This is a genomic window from Paenibacillus sp. 2TAB26, from assembly GCF_052115145.1.
In the GTDB taxonomy this organism is placed as follows: Bacteria; Bacillota; Bacilli; order Paenibacillales; family Paenibacillaceae; genus Pristimantibacillus.
On the sequence record NZ_JBFRGC010000001.1, the window covers coordinates 299,048 to 316,296 of the forward strand.

At 47.0% G+C, this 17,249-nt stretch carries 14 protein-coding genes; 13 read left to right on the forward strand and 1 reads right to left on the reverse strand.

Features of this window, described 5'->3' with window-relative positions:
* Nucleotides 1–102: 102 nt before the first annotated feature.
* The 8 genes from AB4Z50_RS01300 (at nt 103) to argH (ending at nt 9,437) form a co-directional block, all read left to right on the forward strand.
* A complete protein-coding gene (locus AB4Z50_RS01300) occupies nt 103–987 on the forward strand; it encodes a YitT family protein (protein ID WP_076266175.1) in 885 nt (294 codons plus the stop codon).
* A 319-nt stretch (nt 988–1,306) separates the two neighbouring features.
* Entirely contained in the window at nt 1,307–2,356 is a 1,050-nt protein-coding gene (gene argC, locus AB4Z50_RS01305) for an N-acetyl-gamma-glutamyl-phosphate reductase (RefSeq protein ID WP_441874786.1), read from the forward strand.
* A 69-nt stretch (nt 2,357–2,425) separates the two neighbouring features.
* On the forward strand, nt 2,426–3,664 hold the full coding sequence (argJ, locus tag AB4Z50_RS01310) for a bifunctional ornithine acetyltransferase/N-acetylglutamate synthase (RefSeq protein ID WP_441874788.1): 1,239 nt from the start codon (nt 2,426–2,428) through the stop codon (nt 3,662–3,664).
* A 9-nt stretch (nt 3,665–3,673) separates the two neighbouring features.
* A complete protein-coding gene (argB, locus tag AB4Z50_RS01315; protein ID WP_076266172.1) occupies nt 3,674–4,501 on the forward strand; it encodes an acetylglutamate kinase in 828 nt (275 codons plus the stop codon).
* A 5-nt stretch (nt 4,502–4,506) separates the two neighbouring features.
* Complete coding sequence (locus AB4Z50_RS01320; protein WP_441874791.1) at nt 4,507–5,715, forward strand: acetylornithine transaminase; 1,209 nt, start codon at nt 4,507–4,509, stop codon at nt 5,713–5,715.
* Between the two features lie 39 nt (nt 5,716–5,754).
* Nucleotides 5,755–6,714 carry an ornithine carbamoyltransferase gene (gene argF / locus AB4Z50_RS01325; protein WP_339205333.1) on the forward strand — a complete coding sequence of 320 codons (960 nt, stop codon included), beginning with the start codon at nt 5,755–5,757 and terminating at the stop codon, nt 6,712–6,714.
* Between the two features lie 51 nt (nt 6,715–6,765).
* Nucleotides 6,766–7,995, forward strand: coding sequence for an argininosuccinate synthase (locus AB4Z50_RS01330; RefSeq protein ID WP_441874793.1), 1,230 nt, complete (start codon nt 6,766–6,768; stop codon nt 7,993–7,995).
* A 26-nt stretch (nt 7,996–8,021) separates the two neighbouring features.
* On the forward strand, nt 8,022–9,437 hold the full coding sequence (argH, locus tag AB4Z50_RS01335; protein ID WP_441874795.1) for an argininosuccinate lyase: 1,416 nt from the start codon (nt 8,022–8,024) through the stop codon (nt 9,435–9,437).
* A 130-nt stretch (nt 9,438–9,567) separates the two neighbouring features.
* On the opposite strand, the gene AB4Z50_RS01340 is transcribed toward argH, so the two are convergent.
* Nucleotides 9,568–11,022 carry a VanW family protein gene (locus tag AB4Z50_RS01340; RefSeq protein WP_441874797.1) on the reverse strand — a complete coding sequence of 485 codons (1,455 nt, stop codon included), beginning with the start codon at nt 11,020–11,022 and terminating at the stop codon, nt 9,568–9,570.
* A gap of 299 nt (nt 11,023–11,321) precedes the next feature.
* On the opposite strand from AB4Z50_RS01340, the gene ftsE reads away from it, so the two are divergent.
* The 5 genes from ftsE (at nt 11,322) to AB4Z50_RS01365 (ending at nt 17,228) form a co-directional block, all read left to right on the forward strand.
* Nucleotides 11,322–12,008: a cell division ATP-binding protein FtsE gene (ftsE, locus tag AB4Z50_RS01345; RefSeq protein WP_076266167.1), complete on the forward strand. Its 687-nt coding sequence runs from the start codon at nt 11,322–11,324 to the stop codon at nt 12,006–12,008.
* Entirely contained in the window at nt 11,998–12,915 is a 918-nt protein-coding gene (gene ftsX, locus AB4Z50_RS01350) for a permease-like cell division protein FtsX (RefSeq protein WP_076266166.1), read from the forward strand. Before ftsE ends, ftsX begins: the two co-directional genes overlap by 11 nt.
* Nucleotides 12,916–12,927: 12 nt before the next feature.
* On the forward strand, nt 12,928–14,187 hold the full coding sequence (locus AB4Z50_RS01355) for a murein hydrolase activator EnvC family protein (RefSeq protein WP_256710788.1): 1,260 nt from the start codon (nt 12,928–12,930) through the stop codon (nt 14,185–14,187).
* 182 nt (nt 14,188–14,369) lie between these two features.
* Complete coding sequence (locus AB4Z50_RS01360; RefSeq protein ID WP_441874800.1) at nt 14,370–15,827, forward strand: S41 family peptidase; 1,458 nt, start codon at nt 14,370–14,372, stop codon at nt 15,825–15,827.
* A gap of 105 nt (nt 15,828–15,932) precedes the next feature.
* The gene (locus AB4Z50_RS01365; RefSeq protein WP_441874802.1) at nt 15,933–17,228 is read left to right on the forward strand and encodes a PDZ domain-containing protein; all 1,296 of its coding nucleotides are present in this window, start codon (nt 15,933–15,935) and stop codon (nt 17,226–17,228) included.
* Nucleotides 17,229–17,249: the final 21 nt, after the last annotated feature.

Sequence of the window (17,249 nt, forward strand, 5' to 3'; positions counted from 1 at the left end):
GCGACCATATACAAATGGATAGCTTCAGTGAAGAGTTCCAACACGGTAAACGTGTGGAACTCTTCTTTTTGCGATAATCGGCTTGCGAGGAGATAAAAAGGGATGAAAGAAAGCACGGCGAAGCGGAGAAAAGGTGGACGCAGTTATAGTCCGCGAACCCAATCCGTATGGAATATTGTTCAGCTTCTGATTGGTTCAGCTATCGTAGCGATTAGCTTCAATATGTTCATGGTACCTAATGGAATTGCTTCTGGAGGCGTATCGGGTATATCTATTCTCGTCCAAAGAGCAGCAGGCATTACTCCTGCTGTCACGCAATGGGCGATTAATATTCCGCTATTTATCGCGGGTTTGTGGCTGCTGGGCAAACGGTTTGGCGCAAAAACAGCGCTAGGATCGATTATTTTGCCTCTATTTGTGCTGCTGTCAAATGGCTGGCCATCACCTACGGACAATCCGCTGCTTGCGGCTATTTATGGCGGTATCGGGGTTGGTCTGGGGCTTGGCCTTGTTTTCCGAGGAGGGGCTTCGACAGGCGGTTTGGATTTAGCTGCTCAAATTTTACATCGCTACACAGGCCTTCCGCTTAGCTTAGCGATCGTTTGTTTCGACGGCTGCGTCATTATTGCGGCTGGAATAATCATTTCTCCTGAGGTTGCGCTATACGCTTTGATTGGTTTATTCGTGACAAGCAAGACGATTGATTTTGTACAAAGCGGATTGCAGCTATCTAAGGTAGCTTTTATAATCAGCGACCATTCGGATGATGTTGCCGAAGCGATTCTTAATGATTTGGATCGTGGTTTGACGCGGCTTGATGGTCATGGCGGATATACTGGCGTAGGGCGAACGGTATTAATGGTAGTAGTCGGTCAGAATGAGGTGCCGAAGCTAAAGCAAATTGTGAAGTCTATTGATCCTGGCAGCTTTGTGATAATTAGCAATACAGCAGAGGTAATTGGTCAGGGCTTTAAGCTGGACAGCTAACAAAATAATATCCAAACGATACCATTAACGAGTTTTTTGTGCTAAAATGAAATGAGAACATTTGTTCTTGTTGTATTGAATCCATCTCTCGGACAATTTATAAATTGAGCAAAATTATCATCATTTGTTCGTTGTATTAATATGAATTCGAATGTATAATAATACGAAACAATGTGCGTATTTCCATCAACTTCCGAATGTTGTACAATTATAAGTTGTGGAAGAAAACATCCTTTCCGCGTGCGGAAAGAGCAATAGATGAAGCTGCATAGCAGGGGAAAAGATAGCTTGCAGCATCTAGTTTCGGGGAGAGATTAACATGAGCATAAAGGTGAAAATAGCGATTATCGGTTCAACTGGCTATGGCGGTGTAGAACTCATTCGATTGCTCGCATCCCATCCGCTGGCAGAGGTGACATCGGTCATTTCGTCATCCAGCGCAGGTACGTCAATAACAGAAGGATATCCACACCTCATCGGCATTAGCGAAGAGCTTCTTGATGATGTCGATCCTGCTGCGATTAAAGCAAAGGCAGATGTTGTATTTCTAGCTACACCTGCTGGCGTAGCAGCTAAGCTGGTTCCAGCTTTGCTTGAAGTTGGTTTGAAAATTATTGATCTATCAGGAGATTTCCGTTTGAAATCACCAGCATTATATGAGCATTGGTATAAGAAGCCTGCAGCGGATGAGGCTTACTTGAAGCAAGCCGTGTTTGGCCTTGCTGAAATATACGGCGACCAAGTGAAGGATGCTCCATTTATTTCTAATCCAGGTTGTTACCCAACTGCGACGCTGTTAGGGCTTCTCCCAGCTGTCAAAGAAGGCTGGATTGACCCGTCTACCATCATTATTGATGCCAAGTCAGGCGTTTCTGGTGCTGGCCGCGGTGCGTCGCTAGGCACTCATTATTCAGAACTTAATGAAAATTTAAGAGCATATAAGCTAAATCAGCATCAACATATTCCAGAAATTGAAATGGTTTTATCTCATACGGCTAATAAGCCGGTCGTGACTACCTTTACAACACATCTCGTACCAATGACGCGCGGCATTATGTCTACGATGTATGCTGTCGTTCAAGGCGAGCGGAGCACTAGCGATTTTATTGATCTCTACCGCTCCTACTATGAAGGACGTAAGTTTGTACGTATTCGTCCAGAAGGACAATGGCCGTCTACTAAGGAAGTTTGGGGCTCCAACTATTGCGATATCGGCTTTGCCGTCGATGAGCGTACGAATCGTGTAACTATCGTTTCTGTTATCGACAACCTGGTTAAAGGCGCTGCGGGTCAAGCGATTCAAAACTTGAACCTGATGATGGGATGGGACGAGACGCTCGGCTTGCAATTCGTTCCCGTTTATCCTTAATTAATAACGAAGACATTCCTACTGATCATATAACCATACTCATACAGGTGAAGGAGATACGATTTTACGATGGGACAGGATAAAACAGCCTTGTTCTCGGTCGTCGCTGACGGCTCGATAACAACGCCTCAAGGCTTCAAAGCAGGTGGATTGCACTGTGGTCTCAAAAAAACGACGCGTTACGATCTTGGCGCAATCGTATGCGAGGTTCCAGCAGCAGCAGCGGGCGTATATACAACGAATGTATTTCAAGCCGCTCCGCTTCAAGTAACTCGTGAGAGTATCGGCGCTGGCGGCGTCCTGCGTGCTGTGCTTGTAAATAGCGGCAATGCGAATGCGTGCACAGGCAAGCAAGGCGAAGCGGACGCATACGAAATGCGCTCTAGATTTGCGGAATCAATCGGCGTATCTTCTGAACAGGTAGCCGTAGCATCTACAGGCGTTATTGGCGAGCTTTTGAAAATGGACAAAGTACGCGCAGGCATCGATGGCCTGCCTGCTAAGCTGGATGGAAATCGTACAGGCGCGGATGATTTTTGCCAAGCGATTTTAACGACAGATTTGGTTCAAAAGATGGTATGCGTCGAGCTTGAACTAGACGGCAAACGTGTATATGTCTCAGGTGCAGCCAAAGGATCCGGCATGATTCATCCGAATATGGCGACGATGCTTGGATTCGTAACGACAGATGCAGCCATTGGAAGCGAAGCGCTTCAGAAGGTGCTGCGCCTTGCGACGGATCTGACTTTCAATATGATTACCGTTGATGGAGATACAAGCACAAACGATATGCTGGTTGCTATGGCGAGTGGACTTGCTGGCAACTCGGAGCTGACAGAAGCTCACGAAGGCTGGGCAGCTTTTGTAGCGGCTATCCGTCATGTATGTGAGGTGCTTGCCAAAGCGATCGCCCGTGATGGCGAAGGCGCAACTAAGCTCGTTGAGGTGCAGGTGAACGGTGCAGTAAGCGACGATTCAGCACAAGCGATTGCAAAGACGGTTATTGGATCGTCACTTGTGAAATCGGCCGTGTTTGGAGCGGACGCGAACTGGGGACGTATTATTGCAGCAGTAGGCCGTGCAGGCCAGCCGGTTAATCCGGAGACAGTGGACATTCGACTTGGCGATATTTTGACGCTTGAGCAATCCCGTCCTGTTGTATTTGATGAAGAGGTTGCCTTGGAATATTTGAAAGGCGATACCGTTGTTATTCGCGTTGACTTACATAATGGCGAAGGAACGGCAACTGCATGGGGCTGCGATTTGACCTATGACTATGTTCGCATTAATGCGGCATATCGGACATAAGCAAAGTAGATGCTTGGAGGGTATGGAACAGTGACGGAGCAACGATTTGTAATGAAATGCGGAGGCAGTACGCTAGCGGCGCTTCCTAACAGCTTTTTTGACGAGTTGCGGGAGCTTCAGCTCTCTGGCGTTCTTCCGGTCATCGTACACGGCGGTGGCCCAGCAATATCGGAAACGCTTGGCAAGCTGGGAATCGAGACGGGATTTGTTAATGGTCTGCGTGTAACGAACGATGCTGTACTTGACGTCGTTGAGATGGTGCTAGCAGGACGTATCAATAAAGAAATTGTGCGGAAAATTCAAATCAACGGCGCGAAGGCACTCGGACTATCCGGGGTGGACGGCAAGCTCATTCAAGCGCAGCCAGTTGCGAATGCTGCCGAGATTGGTTTTGTTGGCGACGTAACCGATGTAAATGCTGAGATTATTGAAGGTGTTATGGGCATGGGTTACATTCCGGTTATTGCACCTATCGGTATTGATGATCAAGGGCAGCGTTACAACATTAATGCGGATACGGCTGCAGGCGCTGTTGCGTCCCATCTCGGAGTAGAGCGAATGATCGTTGTAACGGATGTGCCAGGCATTCTCAAAACAGTAGATGGACAGAAGCAGGTGCTTCCTGTTGTCTCCGTTGCTGAGATCGAAGAGATGATAACGAGCGGTGAGATTTACGGCGGCATGATTCCAAAAGTTCGTGCAGCCATTCAGTGCATTCAAGGACGTGTGCGTGAAGTTGTGATCGTAAGCGGCGAGGAGCCAGGGGTGCTGACGAGAGCGGTACGCGAAGGCGGCGTCGGTACACGAATTGTTCAAATCCATGAAGGGCGGGTGTAAGGTCGATGAGTGAAACGAATGCAACAGCTGCAGCTGACCAATCTCTTTTTCCAACCTATGCAAGATATCCAATGGCATTGGTAAAAGGTGAAGGCAGCTGGTTATGGGATGATAAAGGAAATAAATATCTTGATTTTATGAGCGGTATTGCCGTTACAAATCTAGGGCATGCTCCTAAACAAATCAAAGCGGCGCTTGTTAAGCAGCTCGATGAATTGTGGCATGTATCAAATCTGTTCCATATTCCGAACCAAGCAGATGCAGGCAAGCTCATTACCGACAATAGCTGCGCGGATGCTGTTTTTTTCTGCAACTCGGGCGCTGAAGCGAATGAAGCGGCTATCAAGCTTGCACGCCGTTACAATCAAAAGGTACTGAACAATGGTCGGTTCGAAATCATTACTTTTGAGCAATCATTTCATGGACGTACGCTAGCTACGCTTACGGCAACTGGCCAGGATAAGGTGAAGGAAGGTTTTGCGCCGCTGCCGGCTGGCTTCAAAACCATCCCGCTGAACGATTTCGCTGCGCTTGAAGCGGCTGTATCTGATCAGACTGCAGCAGTCATGCTGGAAATGGTGCAAGCGGAGGGCGGTATTTATCCGGTTGATCCAGACTATATGAAGGCGCTTGTTGCGTTATGCGAGAAGCAAGGCATCCTTCTTATTGTGGATGAGATTCAAACAGGAATGGGACGTACAGGCAAGCTGTTCGCATATGAGCATTACGGCATAGAGCCTGATATTTTCACGATGGCGAAAGGTCTTGGAAGCGGGTTTCCTGTTGGCGCGATGGCAGCAAAGGAAAAGCTTCGTGAAGGCTTTACGGCAGGCAGCCATGGCTCAACATTCGGCGGAACGCCGATTGCAACAGCAGTTGTAAAGGCAACTCTTGAGACAATTGTTGGCGAGAATTTATCGGAGCGCGCAGCGCAAAAGGGCGAATATCTCATTTCGCAGCTTCGCGAGAAGCTTGCGGGAAATGAATTTGTTCATGAGGTTCGCGGACTGGGCCTGCTAGTAGGAATTGCATGCGCAGAGCCGATTGCCGATATTTTGAACGTGGCTCAGACACGTGGTCTAATCGCCATTTCGGCAGGACCAAATGTCATCCGCCTATTGCCTAATTTACTCGTTACGGATGAAGAAATAGATATTGCTGTTGCGTTATTAGTCGAACTATTGGAAGCGAAGCGACCAGTCGTTAAATCATAAATGCTAGAACATTGTTTTAAGCTGAAGGAGGGCTCTACCATGCAAGGAATAGTAAACGAGGATTTGGCGCAAAGCTTGAAGGGGCGCGACTTTCTCATGCTGGTTGATTTTAAGCCAGAGGAAATTCGTTACTTGATCGACCTAGCGATTGATTTGAAGCAAAAACAAAAAGCAGGCGAAACTCATCATATTCTAAAAGGTAAGACGCTTGGCATGATCTTTGAAAAATCGTCTACACGTACGCGCGTATCGTTCGAAGTTGGGATGTATCAGCTTGGAGGTCAAGGTCTATTCCTAAGTGGAAATGACCTGCAAATCGGTCGCGGCGAAACGATCTGGGATACAGCTCAAACATTGTCCCGTTATCTAGATGGTATTATGATTCGTACATTTGCGCATCGCAAAGTGGTTGAGCTTGCTCGTGGAGCGACGATCCCGGTCATTAACGGTTTGACGGATCTTTCACATCCATGCCAAGCGCTTGCGGATTACCAAACCATTCTTGAGCAAAAGGGTCGTTTGGAAGGCTTGAAAATTGCCTATATTGGTGATGGCAACAATATGACTCATTCCCTGTTGATGGGCGCTGCGAAGCTTGGCCTTCATATGTCTGTTGCGACTCCTGAGGGTTACGAGCCGGATGCGGACATTATTCAGCAAACGAAGGATCATGCTGCTGAGACAGGCTCGCAAATTCACATTTGCCGCGATCCGAAGGAAGCTATTGCTGACGCTGATATCGTGTACACGGATGTGTGGGCGAGCATGGGGCAAGAAGCAGAGCAGAAGGAACGCGAGATTGCTTTTGCGGCGTATCAGGTTAATGAGGCGATTACAAAATATGCGAAGAAGGACTACCTCTTCATGCACTGCTTGCCTGCACACCGCGGCGAAGAAGTGAGCGAGGGCGTAATCGACGGCGATCGTTCGATTATTTTCGACCAGGCAGAGAACCGTCTTCATGCACAAAAAGCGATTATGGCAGCAATTATGTCCTAGCTTAAAAGCTATAAATATATGAATTTATTCGAAGGGAAGTAAAACAATACTATGGCAAAAGAAAAAATCGTACTCGCCTACTCCGGAGGCTTGGATACTTCGGTTATCCTCAAATGGTTGAAAGAAACTTATGACGCAGAAATCATCGCATTTACAGCAGATATCGGTCAAAAGGATGAGCTGGACGGCTTGGAAGCAAAAGCACTGGCAACGGGCGCTTCTAAAGTATACATCGACGATCTTCGCGATGAATTTGCCAAAGACTTCATCTACCCGATGTTCCAAGCGGGAACGCTTTATGAAGGTCAATATTTGCTCGGTACTTCCATTGCCCGTCCGCTTATCGCTAAGCGTATGGTTGACATCGCTCGCGCAGAAGGCGCAGCTTATATCGCACACGGCGCTACAGGCAAAGGCAACGATCAGGTTCGTTTTGAGCTGACTGCTGCTGCACTTGCTCCTGAGATCGGCGTTATCGCGCCATGGCGCCTTGAAGCATTCCGTGAAGAATTCCCGGGTCGTGCGGAAATGATCGCTTATGCAGAGAAACACAATATTCCAGTTACAGCGTCTGCTGCGAAGCCTTATTCGACAGACCGCAACCTGCTGCATATCAGCTTCGAGAGCGGCATGCTGGAAGATCCTTGGTTCGATCCTAGCTCTGAAGATAACGAAAGCATGTATGTGCTAAGCGTATCTCCTGAGAACGCGCCGGATAAAGCAGAATATGTTGAGCTTACTTTTGCAGAGGGCAATTGCACAGCTATTAACGGCAAAGAGCTTAGCCCGCTAGAAGTTATGGATACGCTGAATGAGCTTGGCGGCAAGCACGGCATCGGACGCGTTGATATGGTTGAGAACCGTTTCGTCGGCATGAAGAGCCGCGGCGTGTACGAAACACCAGGCGGCACAATTTTGTTCACAGCTCACCGCAAAATGGAATCATTAACAATGGACCGCGAGGTTATGCATCTTCGTGATTCGTTGATTGCAAAATATAGCCAGCTCGTATACAACGGCTTCTGGTTCGCACCTGAGCGTCTTGCTTTGCAAGCACTTGTGACGGAATCGCAAAAAAATGTGAGCGGCGTTGTTCGCTTGAAGCTGTACAAAGGAAATGTTATCGGAGCAGGCGTACAAAGCCCAGTAAGCTTGTACAATCCTGATATTGCAACGATGGAAGCTGATCCTTCACAAGCATACGATCAAGGGGATGCGACTGGCTTCATCCGCCTGAACGCATTGCGTCTAAAAGTATCGTCGGCAGTTAGCAACAAATAAGGTTTACAAGGGAGTGTTACGAACCAGTGAGTAAATTATGGGGCGGTCGTTTTACAAAAAAAACGGACCAATTGGTAGAGGAATACACAGCATCAATCATGTTCGACAAGGAACTCGCTGAAGAGGATATTCAAGGCAGTCTGGCGCATGTAACGATGCTGGGCAAGCAAGGTATTCTTCCGCTGGATGACGTTGAGAAGATTAAGGACGGGCTGCACCGCGTCCTTCAACGCATCAAACGTGATGATATCGAGTTCTCAATCGGAGACGAAGATATCCATATGAATATCGAAAAGACACTAATCGACGATGTTGGTTCTGTAGGCGGCAAGCTGCATACAGGACGCAGCCGGAACGATCAAGTGGCGACGGATATGCATTTATGGCTTCGCAAGCGCGTTGTCGAGTTCGTGGATATGCTTTATAAGCTTCAATCTGCACTTATCGAGCAAGCAAAAGCTAACATTGATACCATTGTACCTGGATACACGCATTTGCAGCGTGCGCAGCCGATCCTGTTTGCACATCATTTGATGGCTTACGTATCGATGTTTGGTCGCGATATTGAGCGTTTGCAGGATAGCTACAAGCGCATCAATGTGCTTCCACTTGGAGCAGGCGCATTGGCAGGGACAACCTTCCCAATCGATCGCCATTATGTGGCGAGCCAGCTTAAGTTTGACCGCGTGTATGAGAACAGCTTGGATGCGGTAAGCGACCGTGACTTCATTGTTGAGTTTCTTGCGGACGCATCGATCATCATGATGCATCTTTCGCGCCTTAGCGAGGAGCTCATCCTATGGTCGAGCACGGAATTCCACTTTGTTGAGCTGGACGATGCATTCTGCACAGGCAGCAGCATTATGCCGCAAAAGAAAAACCCAGACGTACCCGAGCTTGTTCGCGGTAAAACGGGACGTGTTTACGGAGACCTTGTTGGCTTGTTGACGGTTCTTAAGTCACTGCCTCTTGCTTACAACAAAGACATGCAGGAAGACAAAGAAGGCATGTTCGATACGGTGAAGACGCTGCAAGGCGCACTTCAGCTGTTCGCTCCAATGATCGCAACGATGAAGGTGAACAAGGAACGGATGCGTCAAGCTGTTAACCAGGACTTCTCGAACGCAACAGATATTGCAGACTTCCTTGTTGGTAAAGGCTTGCCTTTCCGCCAAGCGCATGAGGTTATCGGCAAAACGGTATTGTATTGCATCGAGCAAAACAAATACTTGCTAGACCTGAAGCTGGAAGAGTTCAAAAAGTTCTCATCGTTGTTCGATGATCGCATTTATGCCGTGCTTCAACCAGAACAGGTTGTTAATGCTCGTAACGTTTACGGCGGCACAGCAAAAACACAAGTGCAAGATGCGATTGGTCGCGCAGAGGTGGCTCTAGAGCAAACTGCAGCTTGGGTGACCGAGTATCTTGAACGCAGCAGATAATGGACTTCGCTCTTTAGCGAAATTAGGTTTATAAAATAAAAAGCAGTTCAGCGTTGCCTTGGAGGCAGCGATCTGAACTGCTTTTTTTGCTATATTCATTAACAGCCCGCACTTTGCTTGCACCGTTCTCCTAAAAAACGCCGTCCTCAAGCAGGGGCTCTGTCGTTTGCTGTGGCGGAGTCGGCGTTGCCGACGGCCCCTTGCCGCCTTTCATTGGACCAACCTCGATGATGGTTGGCTGAGCCTTGTACGTATCGCGCGACAAGCGGTCACGGGAGATAACCTTGCCGTCATGCGTAAACGTACGGTATGTTTCTACAACATAACCTTGTTTTCCTGATTCCACAGTAACCTTCTGGCCTGGCGATAGGCGAGAATTTGTTTTCTCCTGAATGGCAGGGGCAATCGTTTTGAGCGTTACCGATTCGATATCATATTTTTCGTTTTCTTTCATCTTACCGAACAGCTTGATCGTCAGTTTGCGATCATCTACTGAGGTGCGAATGATGAGATATTTGCCCGTTGTGTTTTTGAAACGAAAGTTAATCGCACCACCTGCATAAGTAGCATCTTGGCCAATAGGCAAATAAGCAACCGGCAAAGAGTGATTGCGCCGTTCAACAATTTCTAGCCCTGCTCGAAGAATAGCGTTATAAAGTGTACTTGAGACTTGGCAAATACCGCCGCCGATACCTGGAACAAGCTTGCCGTTCAAAATAACGGGCGCCTCGCGATACTCATATAATTCCTCTGCTCTCGTAATGAGCTTGTCATAATCAAATATTTCATCTGGCGCAAGCACCCAATCATTGAGCGTTTCTGCCGTTACAGTCACGTTATGGGCACGTCCTTCTGCGCTCGTCCTGAAATCAGTGGAAAATGATATGATTTTTCGTTCAATGCCTTCATCCTTCAATTTCTCAAGCGTCACTTCCGGATGAATGACGGTAATTGGAAGCTCAGCTTCAAAAGCCTTCTCAACAGGTGCTCCGATATTCTCCCTTTTTATGATAACCCAATCATTTACCTGATCGGTAAGCTTTCCAGTATCCAAGCGAAAAGCATCGACATGCGGTTCGTAGATGACTTGGTCGGTATCTGTGATCCTTCGGACAGCATTTTTGGTAGCACTATTTTCAATCCAGCTCCACTGCTTGCGAAGTGCGGCATCAAAGGCGTCTGAATTCCAAGCTTGCGAGAGCTCATATTGTTTGGGGAACTGATAGCGGTAAACGGCACGATCCCATATTTCACCTTCGTCCAGTTTCAATAATGCCTCGCGAATGGTTTTGAATTCCGCTTTATACCCAAGCTCGTTTACGGTCCACTGCTTGCTGTCGCCGGCATTAGCAGCTGCATGAATAGTAATGGTGCGCTGCTGCAGCGAGCTCTCATATTCCTCAAGCAGCTTAAGGGCATCTGTTACTTGCATGCCGCCAACAGCGATGCCGCCGGCATCAACCCCATCAGGAACTGTTTTTTGCTGTGCATAATTCCAAATAAAGCCCCAACCTACTGCTGCAATAAGAAGCAGCGATGCTGCGATGATAATGCCAATATGGATACGTTTTATGATACGAAACACTCCTTTCTACGTGTCAAGCAAAAACGCCTTCGGCGACCTCAGGGCGCTGAAGCGGTTTTGACGAAGAAATATAAGCCCTTTATAAGCTAACAAACTTATAAATGCTTATATGTTAAAAAAGCAGTCTTATATGTATATGCTGCTTACTCTGCAATTTTGTCTAATACGTATTAGGAGGTTGATTCGACAATTGCTTCGATTATGAGATTTGTGAAAAATGAGGAAAGCGAGCTCCTTATGAAGGAATTCAGCACAAACTGTCGAAATAGTAGTACTGACTATAAACAGGATGTGATAATGTGATTGAGATGCAAGACATATGGAAAACGTACACCGACGGAACGCATGCGTTAAAAGGCGTCTCTGTTCGTATAGATCGCAACGAGTTTGTTTATCTAGTAGGACCATCTGGTGCAGGTAAGTCAACATTTATGAAGTTGATCTATCGTGAGGAAGTACCGACAAAAGGACAGATTTCTGTTAATGGATTTAATATAGGAAAGTTGAAGCCGCGAAAAATTCCATTTGTTCGACGAAATATTGGCGTTATTTTTCAGGACTTTAGACTATTACCCAAATTAACCGTATTTGAAAACGTTGCATTTGCCATGGAGGTTATAGAAGCCCCAACCCGCGTCATTAAGAGGCGAACGATGGAGGTGCTTGAGCTCGTAGGACTGAAGCATAAGCATGCAAGCCTGCCGGCACAGTTGTCGGGCGGTGAGCAGCAGCGTGTATCGATTGCACGAGCGATTGTAAATAATCCATCTGTTATCGTAGCGGACGAGCCCACAGGCAACTTGGACCCGGAAACGTCGCTGGGCATCATGAACTTGCTTGAGGAAATCAACTTCCGCGGTGCAACCATCGTAATGGCTACCCACAATAAAGATATCGTTAACTCCATACGCAAGCGCGTCATTGCAATCGAGAACGGCAATATCGTACGTGACGAGGCTAGAGGGGAGTACGGCTATGAAGCTTAGAACTATACTCCGTCATCTGCGAGAAGGCGCCAAAAACATCATTAGAAATGGCTGGATGTCGTTTGCTTCAGTAAGCTCGATATTTATATCCTTGTTCATTCTTGGCGTGTTTTTATTGCTCGCACTCAACGTCAATTCCATGGCGGCACAGATCGAGAGTCAAGTGCAAATTCGTGTGTTCCTACAGCTAAATGTAGACAAAGCGAAAATAACAGAGCTTCAGAACAAAATCGGCAATTTAACAGAGGTAAAGCAAGTAACATTTGTGTCTAAAGCAGAGGGACTAGAGCTGCTTCGTAAAAACCTAGGTGATGAGAACAAGGATTTGCTGGATGGTTATGAGAAGGAAAAAAATCCGCTGCCGGATTCATTTACGGTAGAGGTTTATGAGCCGCAATCGATCGAGGATGCAGCAAAACAGATCGATGCGATCAATAAAGCAGATGAGCTTATACCGATTGCCAAAATCAAATATGGACAAGGCACGGTGGAGACTCTTTTCAAAATTACAAATGCTTTGCGTTACATAGGTATCGTCGTTGTTGTAGGTCTATCCGTAACAGCAATGTTCTTGATCTCGAACACGATCAAAATGACCATTATCGCAAGACGCAGAGAAATTGGCATTATGAAGCTGGTTGGCGCGACGAATTCTTTTATTCGCTGGCCGTTTTTCATTGAAGGTGCACTGATTGGAATTATTAGCTCGGTGATAACAACGGTAGCTGTGCTTGCAGGTTACTCGCAGCTTGTGAAATTTACACAAATGGAATTATCGCTCATGATGATTAAGCTCGTGACGGTAGAGGAGTCAGGAATGCTGACTGCCACGCTGCTCATCGTACTCGGAACATTAATCGGCATTTGGGGCAGCACGATCTCGATACGCAAGTATTTGAAAGTGTAGGAGGATGCGAAAGTGAAGAAGAGGAAATGGCTGTTATTCACAGTTACGATGATGCTTGCGGTATTTGTTATGCAACCAACAGGAGGAGAAGCTGCTTCTCTTAGCGAAATAAAGAAACAAATAGCTGCCGCTAAGGCGGAAATGAAGGAAGCGGAGCAACGCGCAGCTAAAGCTGAGCGCCAAGCCGCTAATGCTCATAATCAGGCTAAAACAGCAGAGAATGAGAAGGTAACTATCCTTGGGAAAAAAACAGAAGCGGAAGCTTCTATCGCTAATTTGATGGCAGAGATTGATAATGTCGTCATCAACAAAACAAAGATGCAAGCACAAAGCGATGCGAAGGAAGAAGAACTGCTGCAAACCGGCCTTGAGCTGGAGCAGGCTGAAGAGCGTGTAGTGACACGCGATGAGCTGCTGCAATCTCGCATGCGTCTTATGTATACGAACGGTTTTGTATCTTATATGGACGTACTACTAAGTGCGACTAGCTTTACAGATTTTATTGATCGATTCGATGCTCTTCAATCGATTCTGTCGCAGGATCGGGATATTTTGGCGGAGCAAAGAGAAGAGAAGGAGCTTGTTGCTCAGAAGAAAATAGAAGTAGAGAAGCAATTTGCTGAAGTGAAAAAGATTTATGAGAAGCTGGAGCAGTATGAAGCTCATCTAGTGAAGAAAGAGCAAGAGAAAGAAGTTATGATTGCCAGCTACAATACAAATATCAAACAACTGGATAATAAGCTTGTACAAATCGACTCCACGTTAGAGGAGCTCGAGGGCATCAGCAAAGAGCAAGAGGAGCTGCTTATGGCGCTTGCTGCGAAAGTATCGAAGTTGAATGCAGAGAAAAACAAAATATCGAATCCGTATACGGGCGGTAAGCTGGGTATGCCGATAAGGGATAACTATCGCGTAAGCTCAAGCTTTGGCACACGGGTTCATCCGATTACAGGCAAAACACACACTCATACAGGAACGGATTTTGCAGCACCGCAGGGAACAGATATTTTCGCAGCGGAAGACGGTGTTGTACTCGTTGCCCAAAAGTGGAGCACATACGGAAATTGTGTCATTATTGACCATGGTAATGGCTTGTGGACTCTTTATGGACATATTCGTAATGGTGGAATCAAAGTTGAAAAAGGCGAAACCGTCAAGAAAGGCCAGAAAATTGCTGAGGTTGGCAGTACAGGCAATTCGACGGGGCCACATTTACATTTTGAAGTGCGTAAAAACCAAACTCCTGTTAATCCAGGCGGATATTTAAAATAGGCAATCTTTCATAAAATACATCAAGAGGCAGCCCCTGTGGCTGCCTTGTTTAAAATCAAACATAAAATAAATGATAAAGTGATCATTTTTACCGAATAATGCAAATAATTGTAAGCGGCTTGTCATATACTAGTGTGGTCTTAAATCTAAGACCGTGTAAGATGAGAAGGTGGTGTAGACAGGTGCATTTCAAAGGACGGACAGTATTCGCGTTCGTTATGCTAACGATGATTGCATCCGTACTCGTTACGCTAACGATCGCGGACCAAATGATTAAACCGGACAAGCCAGCAGCGCCTGCTCTTTCAGCAGCGGCAGCTGATGACGGTGATCGCTTCAGGCTTAAAAAAGAAGAGCTGACGAAGCTTAATGCGGTGCTGGAATTAATTGAAACAAAATATTATCAGAAGGTCGATCGCATGGAGCTGCTTGATGGTGCTGTAAGCGGAATGATGTCGTCGCTGGATGATCCCTATTCCGTTTACATGGAGAAGGACGTAGCTAAGCACTTTTCGGAATCGATCGAAGGCTCGTTTACAGGTATCGGAGCAGAGGTTACGCTTGAAAATGGACGGGTTGTCGTCGTTTCTCCGATTAAAGGCTCGCCGGCAGAACGTTCCGGCCTATTAGCGAAGGATATTTTGCTTTCGGTTAACGGTGCGAAGCTCGATGGACTGAATTTGCAGGATGCGGTAGCGAAGATTCGTGGTCCAAAAGGAACCAAAGCGAAAATTCAAGTACAGCGTGTCGGTTTTTCTGATCCGATCCAGCTCGTGCTCATTCGCGACGATATCGATGTGGAAACGGTATATGGCAGCCTGCAGCCGGATGGTACAGGAGTCATTGAAATCAGACAATTCTCACTGCATACGGCAGAGCGGTTTAAGCAGGAGCTCGCGAAGCTGGAGGAGCAAGGGATGAAGGGGCTTGTTCTTGATGTGCGCAACAATCCTGGAGGCGTGCTTCCCGTTGTTGTAGAGATCGCTCAAACCTTCCTAGCTAAAGGTACGACAGTCGTACAGGTAGAGGATCGTGAAGGAAACCGGGAAAAAACGCTGTCGAAGGGACAAGAAAAAACGTACCCCATAGCGGTTCTTATGAATAAAGGGAGCGCAAGCGCATCGGAAATATTGGCAGGAGCTTTGCAGGAAAGCGCGGGAGCGAAGCTCGTTGGCGAAACCTCCTTTGGCAAAGGCACTGTTCAAGTAAGCTACAACAAAGCGCTTGGCGACGGAAGCCTGCTCAAGATGACCATAGCCAAATGGTTAACGCCTAAGGGAAATTGGATTCATGAAAATGGCATAAAACCCGATCTTACAGTGCAGCCGCCGGATTTGTATACCGTTGCAAGACTTACCCTTTCCGAGACGTTAAAGCAGGATATGCTGGGCGAACAAGTACGGAGCGTTCAAATTATGCTGCATGGTCTTGGATACCAACCAAAGCGTGAGGATGGTTACTTCGGAGCGGAGACGACAGAAGCCGTTAAGAAATTCCAATCCGAGCATAGCTTGACGGCCACGGGACAGGTCGATAAGCAAACGGGTGAAACGCTTGAGAAGGAAGTCATTAAATGGATTCAGGATAAAAAGAATGATAAGCAGCTGCTTGAAGCAATTAAGGCTGTAGGCAGGAAATAATACGCGCATGTCGAATGAATAAGAGGTTGACTCTGTTTAACAGGGTCGGCCTTTTATTTTTTTATGTTTATAAGGATATGGGGAACGAGCGAAGGAGTGTTAGCTTTGGAAACGGCGATCGAGTTATTGGAAATGCTCGGGCAAGCGGCTGTCCAATTAGTTGCACAGCCATTTTATTATATTGCGGTGTTATTCATCATTTTACAGTATACAAGGCAAATACGGGTGGAGAGGCAGATGTTTGCAGTAAAGCTGCATCATTGGCCAAGCTTGGTTTTTAAGGCGATGTTAACGGGTCTTTTGATTGGTGTAGCGGTTTCCATTGCAGGAGCATTCGTTGGCGTATCGTTGACAGGAGAAGCTGTTCTTTGGCTTTGGGCAGTTGCGGCTATCTTAATGCTGATTCGAATTAGATACTTATGTTTTGCGTACAGTGCAGGAGTCATTACTCTACTTCAGTGGCTGTTCGGGTGGACAACGCTTACGGAGCGGACGGATTGGCTCGGGTCATTGGCTGTCTCCCTTGCAGGAATTGATGCTGTTGGTTTGCTTGTGCTCGTTGCGCTGCTTCATCTTGCAGAAGCCGTTCTTGTTCGCTGGCAAGGTGATCGATTATCGACGCCATTATTTCTTGAGGGTAAACGTGGAAAGCTCGTTGGCGGCTATATGCTGCAGGGCTTTTGGCCAGTTCCGCTGCTTATGCTGGTACCGACAGGGGCGAGCGGATCATCTATGACGGCATTGCCGTGGACACCATTATTTGGAGCAGATTGGTCGCAAGGCTGGTCGTTCGTAGCATTGCCTATGATTATCGGATTTACGGAAATGACACGTTCATTATTGCCGAGTGAAAAAGCGAAGCATGCCTCGAAAGGGCTGCTGCTGTACAGTATATGCTTAGCTGGCGCTGCAATTCTGGCTTGGTGGCAGCCTATGCTGCTGCCGCTTGCTGCACTGGTTTCACTGCTGCTGCATGAGGCCATTATATGGAGAAGCCGGGCGAGAGAAGCAGCTTTATCGCCATTATATGTGCATGACTCACGCGGGCTGCGAATATTGGGAATCGTGCCTGGCACTCCAGCGGCATTAATGGGGCTTTTGACAGGTGAGATTTTGCATAAGGTTAATGGTGTGCGTGTGCGGACAAAAGAAGACCTTTATGAAGCACTGGTTCAAAACTCCGCATTTTGCAAGCTGGAAGTATTAAATCTTGAAGGTGAATTAAAATTTGTGCAACGGGCGCGATTTGCTGGTGAGCACCATCAGCTCGGGGTCATTCTAGCTCCCGATGAACAAGCCAACTATTATGCATCGGCTGGGCCAGCGTCGTTGCTGCAGCTGCTGCGCAGCTATCATGCTTCTAATCGGCGCGATGCGCAGGCGGAGAGAATGGACAGCTAGTTATAGCTCGAAATAAAAAGG

What these genes read in the sequence shown, in the direction of transcription:
- argC (WP_441874786.1), top strand. Translation starts at nt 1,307, where the DNA reads ATGAGCATAAAGGTGAAAATAGCGATTATCGGTTCAACTGGCTATGGC.
- AB4Z50_RS01330 (WP_441874793.1), top strand. Translation starts at nt 6,766, where the DNA reads ATGGCAAAAGAAAAAATCGTACTCGCCTACTCCGGAGGCTTGGATACT.
- argF (WP_339205333.1), top strand. Translation starts at nt 5,755, where the DNA reads ATGCAAGGAATAGTAAACGAGGATTTGGCGCAAAGCTTGAAGGGGCGC.
- argJ (WP_441874788.1), top strand. Translation starts at nt 2,426, where the DNA reads ATGGGACAGGATAAAACAGCCTTGTTCTCGGTCGTCGCTGACGGCTCG.
- argB (WP_076266172.1), top strand. Translation starts at nt 3,674, where the DNA reads ATGCTTGGAGGGTATGGAACAGTGACGGAGCAACGATTTGTAATGAAA.
- AB4Z50_RS01300 (WP_076266175.1), top strand. Translation starts at nt 103, where the DNA reads ATGAAAGAAAGCACGGCGAAGCGGAGAAAAGGTGGACGCAGTTATAGT.
- ftsX (WP_076266166.1), top strand. Translation starts at nt 11,998, where the DNA reads ATGAAGCTTAGAACTATACTCCGTCATCTGCGAGAAGGCGCCAAAAAC.
- AB4Z50_RS01320 (WP_441874791.1), top strand. Translation starts at nt 4,507, where the DNA reads ATGAGTGAAACGAATGCAACAGCTGCAGCTGACCAATCTCTTTTTCCA.